We start from the raw sequence: 24,369 nt of genomic DNA, 5'->3' as shown, positions 1-24,369 counted from the left end.
GATGGCCGGTGACGGCGACCCCGCAGACGAACAGTGGGTCGACGAGCACGCGGGCCCGGTGGTCCGCCCGTACGCGGTCACCCGGGGTCGGGCCCGCCCGGTGACCGGCTCGTTCGACCTGATCTCGCTGGTCACGGCGACCCGGACGAACGCGGTCGAGGAGGCCGGGCTGGGCCCGGAGCACGTGGCGATCGTGGCGCTGACCCAACGCATGCAGTCGGTGGCCGAGATCGCCGCCCGACTGGACCTACCGGTGGGCACCGTACGGGTGCTCCTCGGTGACCTGGTGGCGCGGGACCTGGTCCGGGTACAGGAACCCCGGGAGCCGGCCGGTGTCAACGACGAGAGCATCTACGAGGCGGTGATCAATGGACTACGGGCACTCTGAACGTCCGGCGGGGGCGCGGGTGCTGCCCACCGCGCTCAAGGTTCTGGTGGCGGGCGGTTTCGGGGCCGGCAAGACGACGTTGGTCGGGGCGGTCAGCGAGAGCCGTCCACTGCGTACCGAGGAGGTGCTGACCGAGACCGGGATCGGCGTCGACGACCTGTCCGGTGTGGAACGTAAGAGCACCACCACGGTGGCGATGGACTTCGGCCGGATCACCATCAGCAACGACCTGGTCCTCTACGTCTTCGGCACCCCCGGGCAGGACCGGTTCTGGTTCCTGTGGGACGAGTTGGCGGTGGGGGCGCTGGGCGCGGTGGTGCTGGCCGACACCAGGCGGTTGGCCGACTGCTTCCCGTCCATCGACTACTTCGAGGGGCGGGGCACCCCGTTCGTGGTGGCGGTGAACTGCTTCGAGGGCGCGCGCCGGTTCGGCCTCGACGAGATCCGCGCGGCGCTGGACCTGGACCCGGAGGTGCCGCTGCTGCTCTGCGACGCCCGGCAGCGGGAGTCCGGCCGTGGCGTGCTGATCACCCTGCTGGAGCACGCGATGAAGACCCGCGAGTCCCGCCGGCGCGCGGGTGGCGGCTGAGCACGGACCGCACCGCGCGCCGACGCGACGGGCCCCCTCCGCGACCGGAGGGGGCCCGTTCCGTGCAGGGGGTACGTCAGCTGGCGATCATGCGGCGCAGCACGTACTGGAGGATGCCGCCGTGGCGGTAGTAGTCCGCCTCGCCCGGGGTGTCGATCCGGACCACCGCGTCGAACTCCACGCCGGTGTCGGTGCTGACCCGCACCGTACGCGGGGTGTCGCCGTCGTTGAGCGCGGTCACTCCGGTGATGGAGAAGGTCTCCGTGCCGGTGAGGCCGAGCGACTCGGCGGTGGTGTCCACCGGGAACTGCAACGGCAGCACACCCATCCCGATCAGGTTGGACCGGTGGATGCGCTCGTAGGACTCGGCGATGACCGCCCGGACGCCGAGCAGCATGGTGCCCTTGGCCGCCCAGTCCCGCGACGAGCCGGAGCCGTACTCCTTGCCGGCCAGGATGACCAGCGGGACGCCGGCGGCCTGGTAGGCGGTGGAGGCGTCGTAGATGGTGGTCTGCTCGCCGGTGAGGTGGTTGACGGTGAAGCCACCCTCCACACCCGGGACGAGCTGGTTCCGCAGCCGGATGTTGGCGAAGGTGCCCCGGATCATCACCTCGTGGTTGCCCCGGCGGGAGCCGTACGAGTTGAACTCGTGGCGCGGCACGCCGTGCTCGGCGAGGTACCGGCCGGCGGGGGAGTCGGCCTTGATCGCGCCGGCCGGGGAGATGTGGTCGGTGGTCACCGAGTCGCCCAGCTTGGCCAGCACCCGGGCGTCGGCGATGTCGACCACCGGGCTCGGCTCCTGCCGCATGCCCTCGAAGTACGGGGGCTTGCGCACGTAGGTGGAGTCGTCGGCCCAGGCGAACGTGTCGCCGGTCGGGGTGGGCAGCGACTGCCAGCGCTCGTCCCCGGCGAACACGTCGGCGTACGCGGCGCTGAACCCGGTCGCGCCGATCGCCTGGGCGATGACGTCCTGGATCTCGGCGGTGTTGGGCCAGATGTCGCGCAGGAACACCGGGTTGCCCTCGGTGTCCTCGCCGAGCGGCTCGTTGGCCAGGTCGATGTCCATCGTGCCGGCCAGCGCGTACGCCACCACCAGCGGCGGAGACGCCAGGTAGTTCATCTTGACGTCCGGGTTGATCCGGCCCTCGAAGTTCCGGTTGCCGGACAGCACCGACACGACGGCCAGGTCGCCGGAGTTGACGGCGGCGGAGACCTCCTCCGGCAGCGGGCCGGAGTTGCCGATGCAGGTGGTGCAGCCGTAGCCGACCAGGTTGAAGCCGAGCTTGTCGAGGTAGGGCGTGAGGCCGGCCCGCTCGTAGTAGTCCATGACGACCTTGGAGCCGGGCGCGAGCGTGGTCTTGACCCATGGCTTGCGGCTCAGGCCCTTGTCGACGGCGTTGCGGGCCAGCAGCGCGGCACCGATCATCACCTGCGGGTTGGAGGTGTTGGTGCACGAGGTGATCGCGGCGATGACCACCGCGCCGTGGTCCAGCTCGTATTCCACGCCGTCGCTGCCGGTGACCCGGACCGGGTTGCTGGCCCGGCCCCCGGCGCCGACGGCGGCGGTCTCCAGGTCGCGCGGCTCGTCGGCGGGGTCGCTGAAGTCGTTGGCCGGCGGGTCGCTGGCCGGGAACGACTCGGCGCTGGCCTGGTCGGCCGGGCCGTTCGCGCCCCGGGGCAGCTGCTCGCGGGCGACGCCGGGCTTGAGGTCGCGCTCGCCGGCGGAGTCGTCGGCGACGTAGTCGGTCAGCGCCGAGCGGAACAGCGTCTTGGCGGTCCCGAGCGGCACCCGGTCCTGCGGGCGCTTGGGCCCGGCCAGGGACGGCTCGATGGTGCCCAGGTCCAGCTCCAGGCGCTCGGAGTACGCCGGCTCGTGGTCCGGGTCGTGCCAGAGGCCCTGCTCCTTGGCGTACGCCTCGACCAGCGCCACCTGGGACGCGTCCCGGCCGGTCAGCTCCAGGTAGCGGACGGTCTCGGCGTCGATCGGGAAGATCGCGACGGTGGAGCCGTACTCGGGGGACATGTTGCCGATGGTGGCCCGGTTGGCCAGTGGTACGGCGCTGACGCCGGGGCCGTAGAACTCGACGAACTTGCCGACCACGCCGTGCTTGCGCAGCATCTCGGTGATGGTGAGCACCAGGTCGGTGGCGGTGGTGCCGGCCGGCATCTCGCCGGACAGCTTGAAGCCGACGACCCGGGGGATGAGCATGCTGACCGGCTGGCCGAGCATCGCGGCCTCGGCCTCGATGCCGCCGACGCCCCAGCCCAGCACGCCCAGGCCGTTGACCATGGTGGTGTGCGAGTCGGTGCCGACGACGGTGTCCGGGTAGGCCTGGCCGTTGCGCTCCATGATCGTCCGGGCCAGGTACTCGATGTTGACCTGGTGCACGATGCCGGTGCCGGGCGGGACGACCTTGAACTCGTTGAACGCGGTCTGGCCCCAGCGCAGGAACTGGTAGCGCTCCCTGTTGCGCTCGTACTCCAGCTCGACGTTGCGGGCGAAGGCGTCCTCCCGGCCGAACAGGTCGGCGATGACCGAGTGGTCGATGACCAGCTCGGCCGGGGCCAGCGGGTTGACCTTGGTGGCGTCGCCGCCGAGTTCGCGGACCGCCTCACGCATGGTGGCCAGGTCGACCACGCAGGGTACGCCGGTGAAGTCCTGCATCAGCACCCGCGCCGGGGTGAACTGGATTTCCACGCTCGGGTCGGCGGTGGGGTCCCAGGAGCCGAGCTGGGAGATGTGGTCGGCGGTGATGTTCGCGCCGTCCTCGGTCCGCAGCAGGTTCTCCAACAGGATCTTCAAGCTGTAGGGCAGTCTGTCGTGCCCCGGCACCTGGCTGATCCTGAAAATCTCGTAGCTCGCGTCTCCGACGCGTAGCTGGGTCTTCGCACCGAAGGTGTCGAGGCTCGCCACGTCGTACTCCTTCACACCAGCGACCGTGAGTAGTCCTGAGCAGTCTGTCGCACCGGGCGGAGGGCCGCCCAGGTTAGGTGACACTTACTGCCGATTCGTCGTCTTCCAACAAAACCGTACGTCCGTCTTGCTATTCGTGCAACCTCGTGCCAGGGTTCGGGACGAGGAGGTGCCACCATGATCCATCATGTGTTGCTTGCCTGTCCGCCCGGTTCCGAGGATTCCTCCCGGGCCTTCTACGTGGGCATCCTCGGTCTGACCGAGAAACCCAAACCGCCGGCCCTCGCCGCCCGTGGCGGCTGCTGGTTCACCGGGTACGACGCCGAACTGCACCTCGGCGTCGAGGTCGACTTCCGGCCGGCCCGCAAGGCGCACCCCGCCCTGCTGCGTCCCGACCTCGACGCGCTCGCCGACCGGTTGGCCCGCGCCGGCCACCCGGTCACCTGGGGTGACGACGAACTGCCCGGGATGCGCCGCTTCCACACCGCCGACCCGCACGGCAACCGGCTGGAGTTCGTGGCCCCGCTGCCCGACCGGACGGCGCGTCAGGCGGTCCCCGGTCGCTGAGCGCCACCGTGTCGGACCCGGCCACTACGGTGTGCCGATGGTGTCGGTCAGGCAGGTCCAGATCACCTTCGACTGCGCGCAGCCCGAGCGGGTCGCCCGCTTCTGGTGCGCGGTGCTCGGTTACGTGGTCCCCCCACCCCCGCCGGGGTTCGCCGACTGGGGCGCGTTCGACAGTGCCCTGCCGCCCGAGCGGCAGGGCTCCGCGTTCGCCTGCGTCGACCCCACCGGCGCGGGCCCACGCCTGTTCTTCCAGCGGGTGCCCGAGGGCAAGGTGGTCAAGAACCGGCTGCACCTCGACGTGCGGGTCGGCCCCGGCCTGGTCGGTGAACAGCGGTTGGCCGCGCTGGAGGCGGAGTGCGCCCGGCTGGTCGCCCTCGGCGCGACCCGGGTACGCCTGCTGACCGCCGACGGGCACAACGAGTCGTGCCTGGTGATGCAGGATGTCGAGGGCAACGAGTTCTGCCTCGACTGAGCCACCGCCGCCGGGGGCGCACTATCGTTTCCGCCGTGCACATCCGTTTCGACGTACCCGCCGACCCCGCCTACCCGGGCCGGGTGGCCGCCGCGCTCAGCAGCGTCCGACTGCGCCGGTTCACCCTCATCGGCGCGGCGCTGACGGCGGCCGGGGCGGCCGGCCTGCTCGTCTCCCGGGGCGGCCGGTTCTCGTCGCTGTGGCTGGTGCTGCTCGTGGGCGGGCTGCTGTCGATGCTCTACGCGCCCTGGGTGCGTTGGCGGGCCCGCCGCCGTTCCGACGACTACGCGGTCGAGGGCGGCTACGACATCACCGACGACAACATCATGATGCGCAGCGGCTCGGAGTCCGGCGGCATCGCCTGGGACGGGGTGGCCCAGGTGCGGGAGGCGGGCGACTTCTGGATCGTGTACGTCGGCCGGATGCCGGCGACGGTGATCCCCCGCTGGCTGATGTCCGCCGAGGACGCCGCGACGTTGCACGCCTTCATGACCGCCCGGGGCCTGCTCGCACCCCGCTGACCGCACCGCACCGCCTTTTCCGGGGGACCGCCCGGCCATCCGGCGCGGGTAGGGTTCGAGGTCGGGTCGGAAGGGGTGCGGCAGTGGTCGACGTTCAGCACTGGCTCGTGGCACTTCCCCCGGGGGTGGTCTACCTGATCGTCGCCGGGGTGATCGGCGTCGAGAGCATGGGTGTCCCGTTGCCGGGCGAGATCGTGCTGGTCAGCGCAGCCCTGCTGGCGGCGACCGGGGTGGTCGAGCCGCACTGGGTCGCTACCGCGGCGGCGTTCGGCGCGATCGTCGGCGACTCCGTCGGCTACGCGGTGGGCCGCCGGGGCGGTCGTCCGCTGCTGGCCCGGCTGGGTCGGCGCTTCCCGAAGCACCTGGGGCCCGCACAACTCGCCCGCGCCGAGCAGAGCTTCGCCCGGCACGGCGTCTGGGCGGTGTTCTTCGGCCGGTTCGTCGCCCTGCTGCGCATCCTGGCCGGGCCGCTGGCCGGCGCGCTGCACGTGCCGTACCGGCGGTTCCTGGTGGCCAACGCGGCCGGCGGCCTGGTCTGGGCCTTCGGCACGACCTACCTGCTCTACACCCTGGGCCGGGCAGCCGAGCACTGGCTCAAGGACATCTCCTGGGCCGGCCTGGTCCTGGCCGTGCTCGGCGGGGTGGCCAGCACCTGGTGGCTGCGCCGCCGCGCCCGCCGGCTGGAGTCGACGACGACCACCGACGAGGCCGAACCGGTGGCGGCCGGCACCGACCGCTAACCGCGCGGGTGCCGACGACGATCGGGCCGCCCCCGGGTGGGGGCGGCCCGATCGGTGTACGGGGTCAGGACGAGTAGCCGCGGGTGGCGATCCAGTCGGCGAGGTTGTCCACGCTCATCCGGTAGGAAGCGGTGTCCGGGTTGGCCGAGTCACCGATGGTGACGGTCTTCCCACCGTCGCGGTAGCCGATGACGCTGATGTAGTGGCCACCCTCGAAGGAGTGGGTGTTGCCGTCGGTGTCCACGGCGGTGCCGGCGATGTTGGCCACCACGGCCCGGCCGTCGTCGACGGCACGCACGATGTCGGCGCGCAGTTCGTCGGTCTGCCTGTCGTCGGCCTTGGCGCTGCGGATCTCGGTGCTCTCGTACACCTTGCGGCCGGTCTCCTTGTTCAGCACGGGGGTGATGTCGTTGATGCTGTCGGTGCCGGCCTCGGTGGTGCGCATCTCCTTGGCCATGGCGTCGACGTCGATCTTCTTGCCCTGGACGGACAGGGCGTTGCGGGTCGCGGCGGGGCCGCAGTAGTAGAAGTTCGGCTGCGCCTGGTAGTCCATCGTCAGCTCACGCTCACCGGCGGGCCGGCGCTCGGCCTGCACCGAGGCGGGTGCGCCGGTGCGGGCCTCGGCGGCGTAGGCGGCGGTCAGCGGGCCGGCGATGGCGCCGGTGGTGAAGGCGAGGCCGGCAGCGGTCAGGGCGGTCCTGCGGATCAGATCGGTACGCATGGTCGCGTGCTCCTCTGCATCGGGGGTGTGACGCACGCCCACCGGGGGTGGGGCGTCGCCGGAAGTCCAGGGGATCGCCGGGCGATCACTGGGACCTGCTCGGGCGTCCGGGGATTGTCAACCGACCCGGTGGCGACCGCATTCCGCGATCGGGGTTCCGGGGCCGTCCCCTCGGGGGGCGGGGGAGTGGCGGTGGTATGCCGGGTACAACGCCCCGCCCCCGGCAGCGATTCCGCCGTGCGGGTGGCCCCGGCCACGGGACGATCGGGGACGAACGGGTCTGTCCGGTGCGGGACCTCCCGCCCCGAACCGGACATCCGGCCCGGCACCGGACCCGGCGCGGTGAGCGGTCGACCTGGTTCAGTCGGCGCGGATCAGGTCGATCACCGCGTCCCGGGCCGCCCGGACGGCGTCGCGGGACCGCTCGGTGTGGTCCAGGATGTCGAAGGCGTGCTGGCCGTCCGGCACCTCCACCAGGCGCACCTGTCGACCGACCCGGGCGGCGGCGTCGAGGAACGCCGCGATGCCGGCCAGCAGGCCGGGGAGCTTGTCCTGCCCGGCCCGGGTCAGCACCACCGGCGTCGTCGAGCCGGCACCGAGGGCGTCGATCGGCAGGAACCGTGCCGGCACCTCCCAGCCGGGCAGCGGGACGAGCAGCGGATAGGTCAACGCGATCCCCCGCACCCAGTCCGGTGCGGCGCGCAGCCAGTCGGCCGACAGCAGGCTCCCGCCGGAGAAGAACCAGAGCACCACCCGCTGCGGGTCGACCCGGGGATCGGCCCGGACGGACTCGACCAGGCCGGCGATCTCGTCGGCGGTGGCGGGCAGCCCGGCGAGGTCGGTCACCCGGTAGCTGATGACAGCGGCGACCAGGCCCTGCTCGGCGAGGAGCGCCCCGTATCCCCGGTAGAGCAGCCAGTCCCGGGGGTCCGGCGCGCCCGGTGGAAGCGGGGCGCCGTGCACCACGACCACCACGGGGTGCGGGCCGGGGCCGGCCGGCAGGTGCAGGTCGACCTGGCCGTGCCGCTCCACCGGCGCGGCGGGCGGTGCCAACACGAAGGGCTGCTGCTCGACCGCGTCGTCCATGCCGGGGAGCCTAGCCGTCGGCGGCCCGTCCGACCGCCCCTCGGGGCCACCGTGGACCCCGCCGGTGGTCGACCGTCGGCGGTCGGCCGCGGGTAGGTCAGGCCGGCTCGTCGCCGGACGTCGCGGCCTGGGCGTGCCGCTCCCGCAGCCGGTCCCGGATCTCCTCCGGGGTGTACGCGCGACGCCGCCGCTCGGCCCGGGCGACGACCACCCCGGTCGCGGCGACCCCCGCGAGACCCGCCAGGCCGAGGACCTTCCACCACTGCATCCGTTGCCGCATCGGCCTAGGGTAGACGCTCATGAGCATCAGCCTGGACGAGGCCGTCGACCTGACCCGCACCGGTGACGTCTGGGTGTTCCGGGGGCGCAGCGTGCCGGACCGGGCCATCCAGTTCACCACCAACAGTCCCGTCAACCACGTCGGCATGGCGGTGGTGCTGGACGACATGCCCCCGCTGATGTGGCACGCCGAACTGGGCCGGTCGCTGCGGGACATGTGGACCGGCACCCACCACCGCGGCGTCCAACTGCACGACCTGCGGGACGCGGTCTGCGTCTGGGCCAACCGGTACGGCCAGCGGGCCTGGCTGCGTCAGCTCGAACCGTCGGCCGGTCCGACGATGGAGCAGGCGGTGCTGCGGACGGTGGCCCGGCTCGACGGCACCCCGTTCCCGTCCACCGCCCAGCTGGCCTGGCGGTGGGCCCGGGGCCGGGTGCCCCAGCTGCGCCTGCCGCTGCCCTTGCCGGGTCGGCGGGACCGGGACGACGAGCCGGCCGGTCGGGCGGACGGGGACCGTGCGCTGGAGACCGCGTACTGCGCCGAGGTGGTGGCGGTGACCTACGAGGCGATGGGCCTGTTGCCGGCCGGCCGGCGGCCCAACTGGTACGACCCGGGTCGGTTCTGGAGCGGCGACGACCTGGACCTGGCCGGCGACGCGCGGCTGGGCGCGGAGATCGAGGTGCGTATCCCGCCCCGGTGAGGTTTGCCGGTGGCCGGGGACGGCAATTGGTGACGCCGTGAGAGCTTCCACCGACCTCGACACGTTGAGCGACTTCTTCGACCGGTACGGGGTGGCGCTCACCACCGGCGACGTGCCCGCCATCGCCGGCTGCTACGCCCTGCCGGGGCTGGTGGTCGCCGACACCTACAGTTTCTCGTTCAGCACGATGGCGGCGGTCGCGCTGTCCTTCGTGGGTGCCGCGCCCGACTACCGGGAACGGGAACTGGTCGCGGCCCACGCGCTGATCGAGGAGGTGGAACCGGTGTCCGCACTGCTGACCATGGTCGCCGTGCGCTGGGAGTTCCTGGACAGCCAGGGCCGGGCGGTGCCCGGGGAACGCTACCGCTACCTGCTGCGCGGCACCGAGGACGGCCCGGCGATCTGCACCGTCGTCCGGACGGGCTGACCGTTCGGCCGCCCCTGCCACGCCCCCGGTGATCATCCCTACCGGACGGTCGCTAATCTCTGCGTACAGGGTCGACCGAGGAGGGCCATGCCTGGCACGCGTGGGACGCGGTGGACGTCCCGACTGCCCCAGGCGGTCGCCGCGACGCCCTGGCTGCTCGCCTCGATCGGGGTGATCGTGCTGCTCCTGCTGCTGGTCAAGGCGTTGGTGGCGGTGCTGGGCCACGATCGTTACGCCACGCACGATGCCGGGTCACGCAGCGAGGCCGTGATGGTGCCCGGGGTGCCGGCGGTGACCGAGTCGGCGTCGGCGTCGGCCTCACCGTCGCCCACCCCCACCCGGCGGGCCACCGGCGGCGGGACCGGCGTGGCCCCACCGGCGATAGTCCGGACGCCCGCCGCGTCCCGGTCGGCCAGCCCGTCGGCGTCCGTGTCGCCGTCGCCCCTGGCCATCCCGCCGTCGCCGGCCACGCTGCTCAACGACGACGCCCCGGGCATCACCTACCGGGGGCGGTGGGCGGTCTCGCGGAACCGGCCGTTCGGCGACCACCGCGACGACGTGCACTACACCATCCATGACGGGGACTCGTTCAGCTTCACGTTCACCGGCACCGGCCTGGACTACATCACGTCGCGCGACCCCGAGTACGGTGACGCCGACGTGTGGATCGTCGACTCCGGTGGGCGACCGGTGAAGCAGCAGCGGGTGAGCGCGCGGGCGCAGCGTTACCAACCGCAGCAGACCGTGTTCAGCGTGCAGGACCTGCCGGTCGGGCGCTACACCATCCGGGCGGTCAAGCGCAGCGGGGTCTACTTCCAGGTGGACGCGCTGCGGGTGCGCGGCTGACGGGACAAACAAACTGTCCGGTTAGGACAAACTCCGGACGTTGGGCACTTTCCGACAATCGCCTGAATCGTTACTCTTCTCGGACGGGGCCGACCAGGGAGGGTCATGTCCGGCATGCGTCGCGCGCAACCGCGGGCACACGGAGCGGGTGCGCTGGCGTCGTCGCCATGGGTCGTGGTCGCCACCGGTGTGCTGGTGATGGTGGTGCTCCTGATCGTCGCGTTGGCGTCGTACCGCAGCCGGGGGCCGGCGTTCGAGGCCCGGCCGGCCGATCCGCTGCCGACCTACTCGCTGCCCGGATCGGGGGCGACCAACCCGGCCCGAGTGGCGGCGAACCTCCCTGAGCCGGTCGTCCCCGGGCTGACGCCCCGCCGTACCGATCCGCCCCCGGTCGAGGTGCCCGTGGTGGTCGTCCCGGGCGGGCCGTCGGCCGGTGACGACGTGCCCGAGCCGCCGGCCGGCGGGGTCGTGCCACCGCCAGGCGAGCCGGCCGGCGGGCAGCCCCGGCCGACCACGCAGCCACCGCCACCTCCGCCGCCGGCCACGCCGTCGTCGCCGGTGAGCGGCCGGTTCAGCGTGCGGGACAGCTGGAACAACGAGGCGTTCATCGGTGAGGTGCTGCTCTACAACCGCGACCGGGTGTCCCGGCCGTGGACGGTGCGGTTGGTGCCGCCGCCGGGCAGCCGGCTGGTCACCTCGTGGGTCGAGGGTGCCCCGCAGGGCACCCCCCGGATGTCCGGCGGGGTGTTCACGTACACCAGCGGGGTGAACGTCGGACCCGGCGCCTCGGTGCCGTTGCGGTTCCACTTCGAGAACACCGGCGGCAGCATCCGGCCGTCGCGGTGCACCGTCGACGGGGTGCCCTGCTCCGGTCTCTGACCCACCGGCCGGGTCACCGGTCGCCGCCCGGGCCATCGGTCATGCCGCGTTCTGCAAGATTGCTGCCGTATTGCCGCAGTGTTTGCAAGGTATTGCAGAATGTTTCGGCAAGGGCTAGCGTGCGGGCGAATCAGCGACCATAGGAAGGCCGTCGATGAAACCCCCGCTGCCGCGCAAGGCGCTGCTCGCCCTGGTCTCCACCCTCACCCTCGCCCTCGTCGGTGTCCCGGTCGCCGTCCACCACCTCGGTGCCGACGCCACCGACCGACCGTCCACCATCGACGCCCTCGCCGCGGCCGGCGCCGCCCAGTGGGACGCCGAACCCGCCACCGAGGCGCTGCTCGCCGCCGGCACCGGCCGGGGACGGGCCGAACAGTTCTACTTCGTCCTGCCCGACCGGTTCGCCAACGGCGACCGCCGCAACGACACCGGCGGTCTCACCGGGGACCGGCTGCGCACCGGCCTCGACCCGACCGACAAGGGCTTCTACCACGGCGGCGACCTCAAGGGCGTGATCGACAAGCTCGACTACATCCAGGGTCTCGGCACCACCGCCATCTGGCTCGCGCCGATCTTCAAGAACCGTCCCGTGCAGGGCAGCGGCGCGGACGTCTCCGCCGGCTACCACGGCTACTGGATCACCGACTTCACCCAGGTCGACCCGCACTTCGGCACCAACGAGGAGATGAAGCGGCTGGTCAAGCTGGCCCACCAGCGGGGGATCAAGGTCTACCTCGACGTCATCGTCAACCACACCGCCGACGTCATCTCCTACGCCGAGGGCAGGTACGCGTACATCGACAAGAAGACGTCGCCGTACACCGACGCGCAGGGGCGCGAGTTCGAGGACCGCAACTACGCCGACGGCACCCGGGCCTTCCCGACGGTGAACCGGGACTCCGGGGCGTACACGCCCACCTTCGCCAGCCCCGCCGACGCGAAGGTCAAGGTCCCGGCCTGGCTGAACGACCCGACGATGTACCACAACCGGGGCGACTCCACCTTCACCGGCGAGAACAGCGAGTACGGCGACTTCTACGGCCTCGACGACCTGTGGACCGAGCGGCCCGAGGTGGTCCGGGGTCTGACCAAGGCGTACGGCGACTGGATCGCCAGCACCGACGTCGACGGGTTCCGGCTGGACACCGTCAAGCACGTCAACCTCGACTTCTGGCCGCAGTTCAGCCAGGGCATCAAGCGCGCCGCCGACAAAGCGGGGAAGAAGGACTTCTTCATGTTCGGCGAGGTCTACAGCGCCGATCAGGAGGTCACCTCCACCTACGTGCGGCGCGGCGGGCTGCCGGCCACCCTCGACTTCTCCTTCCAGGAGGCGGCCCGCGCCTACACCGCCGCCGACGGGCCGGCGAAGGCGCTGGCCGACGTCTACGCCAAGGATTCGCTGTACGCCGCGCGGGACACCGACGCCGGCCGGCTGACCACCTTCCTCGGCAACCACGACATGGGCCGGATCGGCTCGTTCGTCGCCGCCGCCGGTGGTGACGACGCCCGCCAGCTCGGCCGGGACCGGCTCGCCCACCAGCTGATGTTCCTCACCCGGGGGCAGCCGGTCGTCTACTCCGGCGACGAGCAGGGCTTCACCGGGCCGGGCGGGGACAAGGACGCCCGGCAGGACATGTTCGCCAGCCGCACGGCGGACTACCTCGACGACGACCTGATCGGCACCACCCGCACCCACGCCAGCGACCAGTACGACACCACCCACCCGCTCTACCGCACCATCGCCGAGCTGGGCCGGCTGCGGGCCGCGCACCCCGGCCTGCGCGACGGCGTGCAGGTCACCCGGTACGCCGCCGACGGGCCGGGTGTCTTCGCCTTCTCCCGGATCTCCCCGGCCGACCGCACCGAGTACCTCGCCGCGGTGAACAACGCCGGCACCCCGCAGACTGTCACCGTGCAGACCTGGTCACCCGGCACCACCTTTACCGGCATCTACGGCGGCACGGCCACCCCGGCCGCCGGCTCCGACGGAAAGCTGAGCCTGACCGTGCCCGCCGGGTCGGCCGTGGTGTTCCGGGCCGGTCGGCCCGTGCCGCAGGCCACCGCCAAGCCGGCCGTCACCCTCACCGAGCCGGGCGTCGACCCGGTCGCCACCCGGGCCGCCGTCACCGCGCAGGTGACAGGTGACCCGCTGGCCACCGTCACCGTCGCCGCCCGGGTCGCGGGTGGGAAGTGGACCCTGCTGGGCAGCGCGCACACCGCGCCGTACACCGTGCACCACGACCTGACCGGGCTGGCCGGGGGCACCCGGGTCGAGTACAAGGCGGTCGTCCGCGACGGGAAGGGACGCACCGCCGCCACCCGGTCGACCGGGGTGGTCGGCACCCCGGCGCAGGGCGCGTCCCGGGACTGGGTGGTGGTGCACTACCAGCGCCCCGCCGGGGACTACGCCGACTGGGGGCTCTACGCCTGGGGTGACCTCGACCCGGCGTACGTCACGCAGTGGCCCGCCGGGCAGCCGTTCGCCGGCGAGGACTCGTACGGCCGGTTCGCCTGGGTGAAGCTCAAGCCCGGCGCGAAGTCCGTCGGGTTCCTCGTGGTCGACAAGGCGGGCACCAAGGACGTCGCCAACGACCGGACCGTCGACGTGACCACCACCGGTGAGGTCTGGGTCAAGCAGGGCGACCCGGCGCTCTATCCCACCCGGCAGGCCGCCACCGGCGAACCCGACCCGCCCGTCGACCCGAACACGGCGGTCATCCACTGGCGCAAGGCGGACAACGACTACGCCGGCTGGGGCCTGCACCTGTGGGACGGGGCGGCCACCCCGACCGACTGGTCGAGCCCGCTCCTGCCCGAGAAGATCGACTCCTTCGGCGCGCTGTTCCGGGTGCCGCTGGCGGCCGGCGCGACCGGGCTCAACTACATCATCCACCGGGGCGACACCAAGGATCAGCCCGACGACCAGCGACTCGACCTGACCGGGGTCGGCCACGAGGTCTGGCTGCTGGGCGGGGTGCCCGGCCGGCTGCTGCCCGCCACCGCCACCGGGACGACCAAGGACCTCGACATCACGAAACAGCAGGCACAGTGGATCGACAGGTCCACCCTCACCTGGGCCGTCGGTGCGACCGACGGCAAGGCGTACGCCCTGGTGGCGGCACCGGCGGGTGGGCTGGGTGTGGTCGACGGGGAGCTGTCCGGGACGTACACCTCGCTGCCGTTGCGGGCGCAGCGCAACGGGCTCACCGAGGCCCAGCGGGCGGCCTTCCCGCACCTGTGGGCCCACCAGGCGTTCCACCTCGACCGGGCCGACCTGGCGAAGGTGCCGGCGGCGTTGCGTGGGCAGCTCGTGGTCACCGAGCGGGACGCCAAGGGCGCGCTGCTGCGCGCGACCGGGGTGCAGATCCCCGGGGTGCTCGACGACGTCTACCGGGCCGCCACCGACGCGACGCTCGGGGTCAGCTTCGCCGGCCGGGTGCCCACCCTCGCGGTCTGGGCGCCCACCGCCCGCACCGTCACCCTCGAACTGTCCGACACCCCGTCGGCGCAGCCGCGCACGGTGGCGATGCGCCGCGACGACCGCACCGGCGTCTGGTCGGTACGCGGCAGCCGCGACTGGACCGGCCGGTACTACCGCTACCGGGTGCAAGCCTGGCAGCCGGCCGCCCAGAAGATCGTCACCGCCTCGGTCACCGACCCCTACTCGGTGGCGCTCGCGGCCGACTCCACGCACAGCCAGATCGTCGACCTGGCCGACCCGGCGCTCGCTCCGCCCGGCTGGTCCGGGCTGCGCAAGCCGGCCGCGCCGCCCGCGTCGCAGGCGCAGATCTCCGAGCTGTCGGTACGCGACTTCTCCATCGCCGACACCACCGTGCCGGCCGACCGGCGGGGCACCTACCTGGCCTTCACCGACCCGGACACGGCCGGCATGAAACACCTCAAGGCGCTCGGCGACGCCGGGGTCAACTACCTGCACCTGCTGCCGGTGTTCGACTTCGCCACCATCCCGGAGAAGCGGGCCGACCAGCGGCAGCCCGACTGCGACCTGGCGGCGCTGCCGCCGGACTCCGACCGGCAGCAGGCGTGCGTCGCGGCGGTCGCCGACACCGACGGCTACAACTGGGGGTACGACCCGCTGCACTACACCGTCCCGGAGGGCGGCTACGCCGTCGACCCGGACGGGGCGCGGCGGACCGCCGAGTTCCGCCGGATGGTCGCCGGGATCAACGACGCCGGCCTGCGGGTGGTGCTCGACGTGGTCTACAACCACACCTCCGCCGCCGGCACCGATCCGAAGTCGGTGCTGGACCAGGTGGTGCCCGGCTACTACCACCGGCTGCTCGACGACGGCACCGTCGCCAACTCGACCTGCTGCGCCAACACCGCCCCCGAGCACGCCATGATGGGCAAGCTGGTGGTCGACTCGCTGGTCACCTGGGCGAAGCAGTACAAGGTGGACGGCTTCCGGTTCGACCTGATGGGCCACCACCCGAAGGCCAACATCCTGGCCGTCCGGGCCGCGCTGGACCGGCTGACCCTCGCCCGCGACGGCGTCGACGGAAAGAAGATCCTGCTCTACGGCGAGGGCTGGAACTTCGGCGAGGTCGCCGACGACGCCCGGTTCGTGCAGGCCACCCAGGCCAACATGGCCGGCACCGGGATCGGCACCTTCAACGACCGGCTCCGCGACGCGGTACGTGGTGGCGGCCCGTTCGACGGCAACCCGCGCGTGCAGGGCTTCGCCTCCGGCCTGTACACCGACCCCAACGGCGACGACGTCAACGGCACCGCCGCCGAGCAGCAGGCCCGGCTGCGCCACCAGCAGGACCTGATCAAGGTGGGGTTGACCGGCAACCTGCGCGACTACCGGTTCACCGACTCCGCCGGCCGGCAGGTCACCGGGGCGCAGGTGGACTACAACGGCTCGCCGGCCGGCTACACCGCCGCCCCCGGCGAGGCGGTCACCTACGTCGACGCGCACGACAACGAGATCCTGTACGACGCGCTGGCGTACAAGCTGCCCACCGGCACCTCGGCGACGGACCGGGCCCGGATGCAGGTGCTGGCCCTGGCCACCACCGCGCTCGGGCAGGGCACCGGGTTCGTGGCGGCCGGCTCCGAGCGGCTGCGCTCCAAGTCGCTGGACCGCAACTCCTACAACTCCGGTGACTGGTTCAACCAGATCCGCTGGGACTGCGCCCAGGGCAACGGCTTCGGCGTCGGCCTGCCCCCGGCGGCGGACAACCAGGACAAGTGGCCGTACGCCAAACCGCTGCTGGCCGACCCGGCCCTGGTGCCGGGCTGCGCCGCGATCGACCTGGCCGACGCCCGGTACGCGGAACTGCTGGAGATCCGGCGGTCCTCGCCGGTGTTCGGGCTGACCACCGCCGCGCAGGTGCAGCAGCGGGTCGCGTTCCCGCTGTCCGGGGCGAAGGAGACCCCGGGGGTGCTCACCATGACCCTCGACGCCCGGGGGCTCGATGGCCGGTGGAAGACGGTGACCGTGGTCTTCAACGCCACCCCGACGACGGCGAAGCAGACGGTGGCCGGGCTGCGGGGCACGGACACCACCCTGCACCCGGTGCTTGCCGACTCGGCCGACCCGGTGCTGCGGACCGCCTCGTTCGACCGGGCGGCGGGCACCTTCACCGTTCCGGCGCGCAGCGTGGCGGTCTTCGTCCGACGCTGACCCGGCCGGGCGTGGTCCGGCGGTGTGGACGGCACGACGACGACCGGCCCCCCTCCGCGTGTCGCGGAGGGGGGCCGGTGCGTGTCCTGCCCGGTGTGCCGCCGTCACCGGCCGCACGTCACCCGGGGTGCTCAGCCGAAGCAGTTCGGGATGGTGTCACCCGGGATGGCCAGGCAGTTGGTCGGACGGTTCGCGACGATCGCGGACTTGTCGTCCACGTTCACCACGCCCTCGAAGGTGAACACACCGCCGGGGGCGAGGGTGGCGAAGTTGTTGGCGACCTTCGTCCGGCTGAGGTTGACCTCGCCGAAGATGTTGAAGATGCCGCCGCCGACACCGATCGGACCGAGGGCCCGGTTGGCGACGACCTCGGACTCGCGCACCGTGGTGACGCTGTCCGCGTTGAACAGCCCGCCGCCGAAGAAGCCGGCGGTATTCTCCTTCAGGTAGCTCTTCTCGATGGTGACCGCGCTGTCGAACGCGACGGCCACGCCGCCGCCGACGCCCGCGGTGCTGTTCCTGGCCACCGTCGAGTGGTGCACGTTGACCTGGGCGTCCGCCGCCGCGAGACCGCCACCGGCGAGCACCGCGGTGTTCGACAGCAGTTCGGTGTAGCGCACGGTGGTGTTGCCGCCGATGTCGAGCACGCCACCGCCGAAGCCGAGCGTCTCGTTGTCGGTGATCTTGGACTTGTCGATCAGGACGGTGCCACCGTCGACGTCCTCGGTGAAGATCTCCGCGGCGCCGTTGGCGACACCGCCACCACCGACGATGGCGGTGTTGTCGGTGATCGTGGACTCCTCGACCTGGAGCAGGCCGGCGTTGAAGACGCCCCCGCCGAAGAAGAAGGCGGTGTTGTGGGCGACCTCGGTGTGCCGCAGCGACGTGGTGCCGAAGTTGGCCAGCCCGCCGCCGTTGCCGCCGGACTGGTTCAGCACCACCGAGGTGTCGAACAGGTTGGCGGTACCACCGGGCTGCACCAGGATCCCCGCGCCGTCGTTGACGCCCGGCTCCTCGACCAGCGTGCCGACCTTGCCCGGCTTCGCCTTCGGCGCGGCCTTCACCGCGGCCTTGCGGGCGGCCTTCGGCGCGGCCTTCAGGCCGGCCTTCGGGTTCGCCTTACGGGCGGCGAGCGCCTGGGCCAGCGGGGTGCCGGCCTTGACCTGGGCGGCGATCGCCTGCGAGTCCGAGTAGGCCCCCCACACCGCGGCCGGCGAGACCGGCTGCAACGCCTCGATGGTCTGCCCACCCTTGATGGTCAGGCCCTTGAGGCTCAGGTGACCGCCGGGACCCACGTTGAGGATCCGGAAGTAGTCGGCGGTGGCGTCCCGGGTGATCGTGGTGTGCTCACCCCGCAGGGTGATGTCCTGGGTGATCACCGGCAGGCCGTTGCCGTCCTGGTTGCGGGTCAGGTTGTAGGTGCAGCCCTTGGCCAGGTCCAGCACGCCGCCGTCGCGGCTGTTGGCGAAGACGATGGCCTGGATGAGCCGGTCGGTGTCGCAGGGCACCTCCTTCCCGCGCTCGCGGTCCTTACCGTCGTAGTCGTCCTTGCCGCCACGGTCCGGGCCCTCGTCGCCACGACCCTCGCCGCCGTCCTTGGTGACCTGCTGAGTGGTGTTCCACTTCAGTCCGCTCACCCCGACCGCCCCGGCGCTGCCGGCGACGCCCACCGCGGCGAGACTGACCACACCTGTCAACCCGGCGACGCCACTGGCGAGCCAGAGCTTGCGACGGCTCCTGCTCCCCGTCGCCCGCGCGGAGGCTTCGTTGTTCGTTAGGTAGTTGGACATCGGAGCTCTCTGCCCTCTCCTCGTACCAGACAGGGTCGCCGCGCCTGAGCGGACGTCCCCTGCTACAAATCGGTTGTAGCTCCCGAAACCCACGGTATGAGAAGGTTCCTCGCTATGAGGTCAAAAACGAAGAAAGCCCGCTTTGGGGACGTGGCGCTTCGGTCAGGCGCTTTCCCGGACGGCCGGGCGTCGCATGCCACCGCCACCCACCACCGCAGGATCGTGCTGAAAGCACGAAGTAGTGGCCTCGGTAGTTCCGAAGGCCACTACTTCGTGGTTCGAGCGTGATCGTGACGGTGTGCGCCCGACGTGACGACGCGGGGCAACCTGGAGGTGATCAGCTCGTGATCATGTGCGCGCGGGTGACTCGGCGCGCCGTGCGGTCGTCTCGGTGTCGTGTCGCGCCTGTCGGGTGGTGGGTCGGGTGTCGTGTCGCCGCTGGCCGGCGATGTGCCCGCCGATGTGAGCCGGGAGCGGGGTGGCCCGCTTGGCGATCATGGAGTTGTGGTGCCGATTTTGGGGCTTTGTAGGCGTTTTGTTGCCTACCACAACTCCATGATCGGCGAGGCAGCGCTGGTGGGCGCGAACAGCCGTGCCAGGTGAGGCAACGGTGTTGCCCATGATGTAGTCGGCCCCGCCGTCGGTGCGCGTCACCCGATCGGGGAACGCGTCCGGCGGTGGGGCCGTCGGCGGTGGGTGCGGAAGATCAGCCGGGCAGGCGGGGGCCGGCCTCACGCTGCTCGGCCAGCCAGGTCTCCACCTCGTCCGAGCGGCGGGGCAGACCCGCCGACAGGTTCACCGAGCCGGTCGCGGTGACCAGGATGTCGTCCTCGATCCGGACGCCGATGCCGCGCAGCTCCTCGGGGACCAGCTCGTCCTCCGGCTGGAAGTACAGCCCCGGCTCGACGGTGAGCACGTAGCCCTCGCCCAGCGCGCCGTCGCGGTACTTCTCCTTGCGGGCGTTCGAGCAGTCGTGCACGTCGATGCCGAGCATGTGGCTGGTGCCGTGCAGGGTCCACCGCCGGTAGACCGTGGAGGCCGGGTCCATCGCCTCGTCGACGCTCACCGGGAGCAGACCGAGATCCTTCAACGCCTCGGCGAGCACCCGCATCGAGGTCAGGTGCACCTCACGGAAGCCGACCCCCGGGCGGATCGCGTCGATGCCGGCCTGCTGGGCGGCGTACACCGCGTCGTAGACCTGGCGTTGCAGCGGGGTGAACCGGCCGTCGACCGGCAGCACCCGGGTCACGTCGGCGGTGTAGAGGTTGCGGTTCTCCACACCCATGTCCATCAGCAGCAGCTCACCCGGGCGGGTCGCGCCGTGGTTGTGCACCCAGTGCAGGATCGTCGCGTGCTCGCCCGCGCCGACGATCGAGCCGTAGCCGACGTCGTTGCCGTCGTGCCGGGCCCGCAGCGCGAAGATCCCCTCCAACAGCCGCTCGGAGACGCCCCGGTCGGCCGGCAGCGCGCGGGCCACGTCCTCGAAACCGCGGACGGTGGCGTCGACCGCCTCCTGGAGCTGGGCGACCTCCCACTCGTCCTTGACCAGCTTCAACTCGGCGATCGTGATCGCCAGCTCCCGGTCCCGGCCCGGCTGCCCCTCCTCGCGGGCGCCGTCCCACGGGCGCACCGCGGCGTCGACCCGTTGGTCGAAGCCGCGCAGCACCCGGGTCCGCCCCGGCGCCATCCGGGCCAGCGCCCCGTCCAGCGCGGACAGGTCCTCGGTGGCCAGGCCCAGCTCGGTGGACTTCTCGGCCAGCGTGTGCCGCCGCCCCACCCACAGCTCGCCGTGCCGGCTGCGGAAGAACTCGTCGGTCTCCCGCGAGGACCGGGGACGCATGTACAACGTCGCGTCGTGCCCCGAGCCGTTGGGCCGCAGCACCAGGACGCTGTCCGGGTCGTGGTCACCGGTCAGGTAGGCGAAGTCGCTGCCCGGCCGGAACGGGTGGTCGGTGTCGTTGGCGCGTACCTTCTCGGTGCCGGTGGGGATGACCAGCGTCTCGCCCGGGAAGGCGGCGGACAGGGCTTCCCGCCGCTTGGCGTGGTGCGGGACCTCCGGCCGGGGGCCGACCGGCAGGCTGGTGTCCCGCCAGCCCTGCCGCATGAAGGACAGGAACGCCTCCGGAAAGTCCGGATCGTGCGATTCGGTGCCGTCCGCCGGCTTGCCGTCCGTCCGTTCCTCGGCCATGTCGGCTCCCTTCGCCTCGTCGCTCGTCCAGACGGTACTCCGGCTCCGCCCGGACGGGGTGCCTGCGGTCCCGCACCCGACGTCCCGCCGGCCCGACCCCGTCCGGGTGACTCGATGCTGTCCGGGGCCCGGGGCCGGGCCCGGCGGATCGCGTCGTGGGGAGGGGGACAGAGCCTGCGGTGCCGCGCGGGCGGATTGCGCCGCGTGGAAAGATGTCGGCCATGTGCGGACTCCTGGCCTTCTTCAGCGCGAACGGCAACGCCGCCGCCCACCGCGACAACATCGCGGGGGCGTTGGAATGCCTGCACCACCGCGGACCGGACGAGACAGGGGTCGAGGTGGTCGGTGACGCCACCGGCCACTACGCCGACGGGGTGTTCGCGCACAAGCGGCTGGCCATCATCGACGTGGCGTCCAGCCACGAGCCGCTGCCCTACGCGGGCGGTCGCTACCTGCTGACCTTCAACGGCGAGATCTACAACTACATCGAGCTGCGCGAGGAGCTGGTCCGCACCTTCGGCGCCCAGTTCGCCACCGCCGGGGACGGCGAGGTGATCGTCGCCGGCTACCACTACTGGGGCGAGCAGGTGCTCACCCGGCTGCGCGGCATGTTCGCCTTCGTCATCTGGGACCGGCAGGAGCGCCGGGCGTTCGGCGCGCGGGACTACTTCGGCATCAAGCCGCTGCACTACCTGGAGACCGCCGACGGGCTCTACCTCGCCTCCGAGAAGAAGGCGCTGCTGCCCTTCGCGCACTCCTACTACCAGGGCGACGCCGGCATCGACACCGCCAACCTCAGCCACTACCTGACCCTCCAGTACGTCCCCGAGCCCGGCACCCTGCACCAGGGCATCAGCCGGATCGGTTCCGGGGAGTACCTGACCTGGTCGCCGGGGGGCCGGCTGGACGTGCGGCGCTGGTACCGGCCGGTGTTCCGGCCCGCCCCGGTCGCCGACGAACAGCGGCTGTACCACGAGATCCGGGAGACGCTGCGGGAGAGCGTCCGGATGCACATGCGCTCCGACGTGCCGGTCGGCTCGTTCCTGTCCAGCGGCATCGACTCCACCGCCGTGGTGGCCCTGGCCCGCGAGTTCAACCCCAACATCCTCACCTTCACCGTCGGCTACGACGTGCCCGGCTACTCCGAGATCGACGTGGCCCAGGACTCGGCCCGGCACCTCGACGTGACCACCATCGCCACCAAGATCGGGCCGCAGGACATGATCGAGGCGCTGCCGAAGATCGTCTGGCACCTGGACGACCCGGTGGCCGACCCGGCGCTGGTCCCGCTCTACTTCGTGGCCAAGAAGGCCGCCGAGCACGTCACGGTGGTGCTCTCCGGCGAGGGGGCCGACGAGTTCTTCGGCGGCTACACCATCTACCGCGAGCCGCTCTCCCTGGGCACCGTCAACGGCCTGCCCGGCGGGGTGCAGAAGGGCCTGCGGGCGGTCTCCAAGGCGATCCCGCAGGGGGTCAAGGGCAAGAGCTTCCTGGAGCGCGGCACCACCCCGATCGAGCAGCGCTACTACGGCAACGCCCGGATGTTCACCGAGGAGGAGAAGCGGCACCTGCTGCGCCGCTACGACCCGTCGGTGCGCTACACCGACGTCACCGCCCCGATCTACGCCGAGTGCACCGAACTCGACGACGTCACCAAGATGCAGTACGTCGACCTCTACACCTGGCTGCGCGGCGACATCCTGGTCAAGGCGGACCGGATCTCGATGTCGCACTCGCTGGAGGTCCGGGTGCCGTTCCTGGACCGGATGGTGTTCGACGTGGCCTCCACCATCCCGGTCGACCTGAAGCTGCCGCCCCGCTCCGACGCCACCAAGTACGCCATGCGCCAGGCGTTGCAGGGGGTCGTGCCGCCGGCCATCGTCAACCGCAGGAAGCTGGGCTTTCCCACCCCGACCCGGGTCTGGCTGCGCGGCGAGATGTACGAGTGGGCCCGGCACGTGCTGTCCACCTCCGGTGCCGGCGACCTGATCGACCTGTCGTACGCGATGCGGCTGCTGGAGGAGCACAAGCGCGAGGAGGCGGACAACTCCCGCAAGGTGTGGACGGTGCTGATCTTCTGCATCTGGCACGCCATCTTCGTGGCCAAGACCCTCGACCCGGGCATCCAGCGCAACCAGTCGGCGCTGCTCACCAAGCCGGTGGTCGGCAGCATGGTCCGCTGACCCCGGCCCGGTCCCCGTCGACACGTCGCGGCGGACACCGGGCCCCGGACAGGCCGGAGGCCCCCGCCCGATCGGGCGGGGGCCTCCGGTGTGTGCGCGTTCAGCGTCGGGTCACCGGCCGGAGCAGGAGACCGTCGGCAGCCCGTTGGTGCCGGTGCTGCTGGCCGTGAAGCCGAACGTGGTCGTCTTCTCCGGCGCGATCGAGCCGTTGTACGCGGCGTTGGTGACGGTCACCGTCGACCCGCTGGTGCTCAACGTGCCGTTCCAGACCTGCGAGATCACCTGCCCGTTGGGCCAGGTCCAGCTCGCCGTCCAGCCCCCGTAGGTGCGGGTGCTGTGGTTCATGATGGTGACCTCACCCTGGAACCCACCGGACCAGGCGCTGACCACCTTGTAGACCGCCATGCAGTCGCTGTTGCCCGGCGGCGGGGTCGTGGTCGGCGGCGGCGGAGTGGTGGTCGGCGGCGGCGGGGTCGTGGTCGGCGGCGGGGTGGTGGTCGGTGGGGGCGTCGTGGTGGGCGGGGGCGTGGTGGGGTTGTTGCCACTGCCGACCCCGGTCACCTGACCGTTGCCACCGTCGAAGGTGACGTCCGAGCAGCCGAAGAAGTTCTCCTGGCTGTCCGAGCGCACCCAGCGGGAGTAGATGATGTGCCGGCCGGACTTGCCCGACGGCAGGTTCCCGCTGAAGTAGTAGTGCCCGTCGTTGGTGCCCGACGCGCCCCGCTGGGGCGGGTTGGTCACCGTGAGGAAGGGCTCCTCCAGGTCGCTCCAGGCCAGCGGCCGGGTCGGGCTCCAGCTGTCCTTCGTCACATAGAAGTAGAAGGTGCCCGGGTGGTGCGCCCAGTTGCTGTACTTGAAGTCGAGCCGCGCGCCGGACGTCAGGTGGGTCAGCGGCCAGTCGGTGCGGGCCAGGTCGTACCCGGCGAAACCGGTGTTGCCGCCGCTGCACAGCTTGCCGTCGGGGATGAACCCGACGGTGCGGCCCCCGGCGTCCGAGCGGAGCACGCTGAACCAGTTGTAGAGGGAGTTGGTGCCGCTCTGGGCGACCGCGGCGGAGCAGGCCGGGTTGTTCGGCCTGATCTCGCCGGTGGTGGTCAGGCCGTCCTGCCAGCACAGGTACGTCCGGCTACCCGGCACGATCGGCGTGCCGTGGGCGGCAGCCGGTTCGGCCTGCACTGTCAGGGCCACGGCCCCGAAGGCGAGGGTGGCGGCCGCGGTGAACAACGCGGCCGTACGGGAACGGAGCACGAGCTTCTCCTGATCTGCGGGGTGGCGCGAGCGCGCCCGCCCCGCACGAGGGTGGGGGATGCGTCGATCGCGGCTCGGGCCGGCGGCCCCGCGGGGCCGACAGGCGCGTGCCGTCGACGGTCCGTGCCCACGGACCGGTGCCTCTCGCGTCGAGCCCCCAGCTGATCACCGGACGGGTGC

General features: G+C 71.8%; 19 protein-coding genes. 12 read left to right on the top strand and 7 right to left on the bottom strand.

Annotation, left to right across the window (positions count from 1 at the left end; all coding sequences use genetic code 11):
• The first annotated feature begins 1 nt into the window (after position 1).
• Complete coding sequence (locus JQN84_RS15645; protein WP_088645633.1) at positions 2-388, top strand: DUF742 domain-containing protein; 387 nt, start codon at positions 2-4, stop codon at positions 386-388.
• Complete coding sequence (locus JQN84_RS15640; protein WP_204959120.1) at positions 369-977, top strand: GTP-binding protein; 609 nt, start codon at positions 369-371, stop codon at positions 975-977. The genes JQN84_RS15645 and JQN84_RS15640 overlap by 20 nt, the downstream gene beginning before the upstream one ends.
• 76 nt (positions 978-1,053) lie before the next feature.
• On the opposite strand, the gene JQN84_RS15635 is transcribed toward JQN84_RS15640, so the two are convergent.
• Positions 1,054-3,906, bottom strand: coding sequence for an aconitate hydratase (locus JQN84_RS15635; RefSeq protein ID WP_204959119.1), 2,853 nt, complete (start codon positions 3,904-3,906; stop codon positions 1,054-1,056).
• 162 nt (positions 3,907-4,068) lie between these two features.
• Between JQN84_RS15635 and JQN84_RS15630 the strand changes: the two genes are divergently transcribed.
• The 4 genes from JQN84_RS15630 to JQN84_RS15615 all read left to right on the top strand — a co-directional run bounded on the left by JQN84_RS15630 (position 4,069) and on the right by JQN84_RS15615 (position 6,191).
• A complete protein-coding gene (locus JQN84_RS15630; RefSeq protein ID WP_204959118.1) occupies positions 4,069-4,458 on the top strand; it encodes a VOC family protein in 390 nt (129 codons plus the stop codon).
• 37 nt (positions 4,459-4,495) lie between these two features.
• Entirely contained in the window at positions 4,496-4,930 is a 435-nt protein-coding gene (locus JQN84_RS15625) for a VOC family protein (protein ID WP_204959117.1), read from the top strand.
• 35 nt (positions 4,931-4,965) lie between these two features.
• Positions 4,966-5,451, top strand: a complete 486-nt coding sequence (locus JQN84_RS15620; protein ID WP_204959116.1) for a YcxB family protein — start codon at positions 4,966-4,968, stop codon at positions 5,449-5,451.
• Positions 5,452-5,558: 107 nt separating this feature from the next.
• The gene (locus JQN84_RS15615; RefSeq protein WP_281895856.1) at positions 5,559-6,191 is read left to right on the top strand and encodes a DedA family protein; all 633 of its coding nucleotides are present in this window, start codon (positions 5,559-5,561) and stop codon (positions 6,189-6,191) included.
• A gap of 64 nt (positions 6,192-6,255) precedes the next feature.
• Here JQN84_RS15615 and JQN84_RS15610 read toward each other — a convergent pair whose 3' ends face one another.
• The 3 genes from JQN84_RS15610 to JQN84_RS15600 all read right to left on the bottom strand — a co-directional run bounded on the left by JQN84_RS15610 (position 6,256) and on the right by JQN84_RS15600 (position 8,278).
• Positions 6,256-6,912, bottom strand: coding sequence for a C39 family peptidase (locus JQN84_RS15610; RefSeq protein ID WP_204959114.1), 657 nt, complete (start codon positions 6,910-6,912; stop codon positions 6,256-6,258).
• Positions 6,913-7,272: 360 nt separating this feature from the next.
• Positions 7,273-7,998, bottom strand: a complete 726-nt coding sequence (locus JQN84_RS15605) for an alpha/beta hydrolase (RefSeq protein ID WP_204959113.1) — start codon at positions 7,996-7,998, stop codon at positions 7,273-7,275.
• Positions 7,999-8,095: 97 nt separating this feature from the next.
• Positions 8,096-8,278 carry a hypothetical protein gene (locus tag JQN84_RS15600; RefSeq protein ID WP_088645642.1) on the bottom strand — a complete coding sequence of 61 codons (183 nt, stop codon included), beginning with the start codon at positions 8,276-8,278 and terminating at the stop codon, positions 8,096-8,098.
• A 19-nt stretch (positions 8,279-8,297) separates the two neighbouring features.
• Between JQN84_RS15600 and JQN84_RS15595 the strand changes: the two genes are divergently transcribed.
• The 5 genes from JQN84_RS15595 to pulA all read left to right on the top strand — a co-directional run bounded on the left by JQN84_RS15595 (position 8,298) and on the right by pulA (position 16,780).
• On the top strand, positions 8,298-8,978 hold the full coding sequence (locus JQN84_RS15595; RefSeq protein WP_204959112.1) for a hypothetical protein: 681 nt from the start codon (positions 8,298-8,300) through the stop codon (positions 8,976-8,978).
• Between the two features lie 37 nt (positions 8,979-9,015).
• On the top strand, positions 9,016-9,405 hold the full coding sequence (locus tag JQN84_RS15590) for a DUF6841 family protein (protein WP_204959111.1): 390 nt from the start codon (positions 9,016-9,018) through the stop codon (positions 9,403-9,405).
• An 87-nt stretch (positions 9,406-9,492) separates the two neighbouring features.
• Positions 9,493-10,251: a hypothetical protein gene (locus JQN84_RS15585; RefSeq protein ID WP_204959110.1), complete on the top strand. Its 759-nt coding sequence runs from the start codon at positions 9,493-9,495 to the stop codon at positions 10,249-10,251.
• A gap of 105 nt (positions 10,252-10,356) precedes the next feature.
• Positions 10,357-11,130 (top strand): cellulose-binding protein, encoded by a 774-nt coding sequence (locus JQN84_RS15580; RefSeq protein WP_204959109.1) that lies wholly within the window; start codon positions 10,357-10,359, stop codon positions 11,128-11,130.
• 154 nt (positions 11,131-11,284) lie between these two features.
• Complete coding sequence (gene pulA / locus JQN84_RS15575) at positions 11,285-16,780, top strand: pullulanase-type alpha-1,6-glucosidase (RefSeq protein WP_204959108.1); 5,496 nt, start codon at positions 11,285-11,287, stop codon at positions 16,778-16,780.
• A 131-nt stretch (positions 16,781-16,911) separates the two neighbouring features.
• Here the strand turns inward: pulA and JQN84_RS15570 are convergent, their stop codons facing one another.
• Entirely contained in the window at positions 16,912-18,570 is a 1,659-nt protein-coding gene (locus JQN84_RS15570) for a right-handed parallel beta-helix repeat-containing protein (protein WP_204959107.1), read from the bottom strand.
• A 706-nt stretch (positions 18,571-19,276) separates the two neighbouring features.
• Entirely contained in the window at positions 19,277-20,758 is a 1,482-nt protein-coding gene (locus JQN84_RS15565; protein WP_204959106.1) for an aminopeptidase P family protein, read from the bottom strand.
• A 221-nt stretch (positions 20,759-20,979) separates the two neighbouring features.
• On the opposite strand from JQN84_RS15565, the gene asnB reads away from it, so the two are divergent.
• On the top strand, positions 20,980-22,941 hold the full coding sequence (gene asnB, locus JQN84_RS15560) for an asparagine synthase (glutamine-hydrolyzing) (protein WP_204959105.1): 1,962 nt from the start codon (positions 20,980-20,982) through the stop codon (positions 22,939-22,941).
• Between the two features lie 111 nt (positions 22,942-23,052).
• On the opposite strand, the gene JQN84_RS15555 is transcribed toward asnB, so the two are convergent.
• A complete protein-coding gene (locus JQN84_RS15555) occupies positions 23,053-24,189 on the bottom strand; it encodes a lytic polysaccharide monooxygenase auxiliary activity family 9 protein (RefSeq protein ID WP_204959104.1) in 1,137 nt (378 codons plus the stop codon).
• Positions 24,190-24,369: the final 180 nt, after the last annotated feature.

The organism is Micromonospora humidisoli (genome assembly GCF_016900955.1).
Lineage (GTDB): Bacteria > Actinomycetota > Actinomycetes > Mycobacteriales > Micromonosporaceae > Micromonospora > Micromonospora wenchangensis.
This window is presented reverse-complemented; position numbering and strand designations above follow the sequence as displayed.

Excerpts from the sequence above, each read along its gene's own strand:
- JQN84_RS15595 (WP_204959112.1), top strand. The coding sequence starts at position 8,298 with ATGAGCATCAGCCTGGACGAGGCCGTCGACCTGACCCGCACCGGTGAC.
- JQN84_RS15645 (WP_088645633.1), top strand. The coding sequence starts at position 2 with ATGGCCGGTGACGGCGACCCCGCAGACGAACAGTGGGTCGACGAGCAC.
- JQN84_RS15630 (WP_204959118.1), top strand. The coding sequence starts at position 4,069 with ATGATCCATCATGTGTTGCTTGCCTGTCCGCCCGGTTCCGAGGATTCC.
- JQN84_RS15600 (WP_088645642.1), bottom strand. The coding sequence starts at position 8,278 with ATGCGGCAACGGATGCAGTGGTGGAAGGTCCTCGGCCTGGCGGGTCTC.
- JQN84_RS15640 (WP_204959120.1), top strand. The coding sequence starts at position 369 with ATGGACTACGGGCACTCTGAACGTCCGGCGGGGGCGCGGGTGCTGCCC.
- JQN84_RS15605 (WP_204959113.1), bottom strand. The coding sequence starts at position 7,998 with ATGGACGACGCGGTCGAGCAGCAGCCCTTCGTGTTGGCACCGCCCGCC.
- JQN84_RS15570 (WP_204959107.1), bottom strand. The coding sequence starts at position 18,570 with ATGTCCAACTACCTAACGAACAACGAAGCCTCCGCGCGGGCGACGGGG.
- pulA (WP_204959108.1), top strand. The coding sequence starts at position 11,285 with ATGAAACCCCCGCTGCCGCGCAAGGCGCTGCTCGCCCTGGTCTCCACC.
- asnB (WP_204959105.1), top strand. The coding sequence starts at position 20,980 with ATGTGCGGACTCCTGGCCTTCTTCAGCGCGAACGGCAACGCCGCCGCC.
- JQN84_RS15585 (WP_204959110.1), top strand. The coding sequence starts at position 9,493 with ATGCCTGGCACGCGTGGGACGCGGTGGACGTCCCGACTGCCCCAGGCG.
- JQN84_RS15565 (WP_204959106.1), bottom strand. The coding sequence starts at position 20,758 with ATGGCCGAGGAACGGACGGACGGCAAGCCGGCGGACGGCACCGAATCG.
- JQN84_RS15580 (WP_204959109.1), top strand. The coding sequence starts at position 10,357 with ATGTCCGGCATGCGTCGCGCGCAACCGCGGGCACACGGAGCGGGTGCG.
- JQN84_RS15610 (WP_204959114.1), bottom strand. The coding sequence starts at position 6,912 with ATGCGTACCGATCTGATCCGCAGGACCGCCCTGACCGCTGCCGGCCTC.
- JQN84_RS15625 (WP_204959117.1), top strand. The coding sequence starts at position 4,496 with ATGGTGTCGGTCAGGCAGGTCCAGATCACCTTCGACTGCGCGCAGCCC.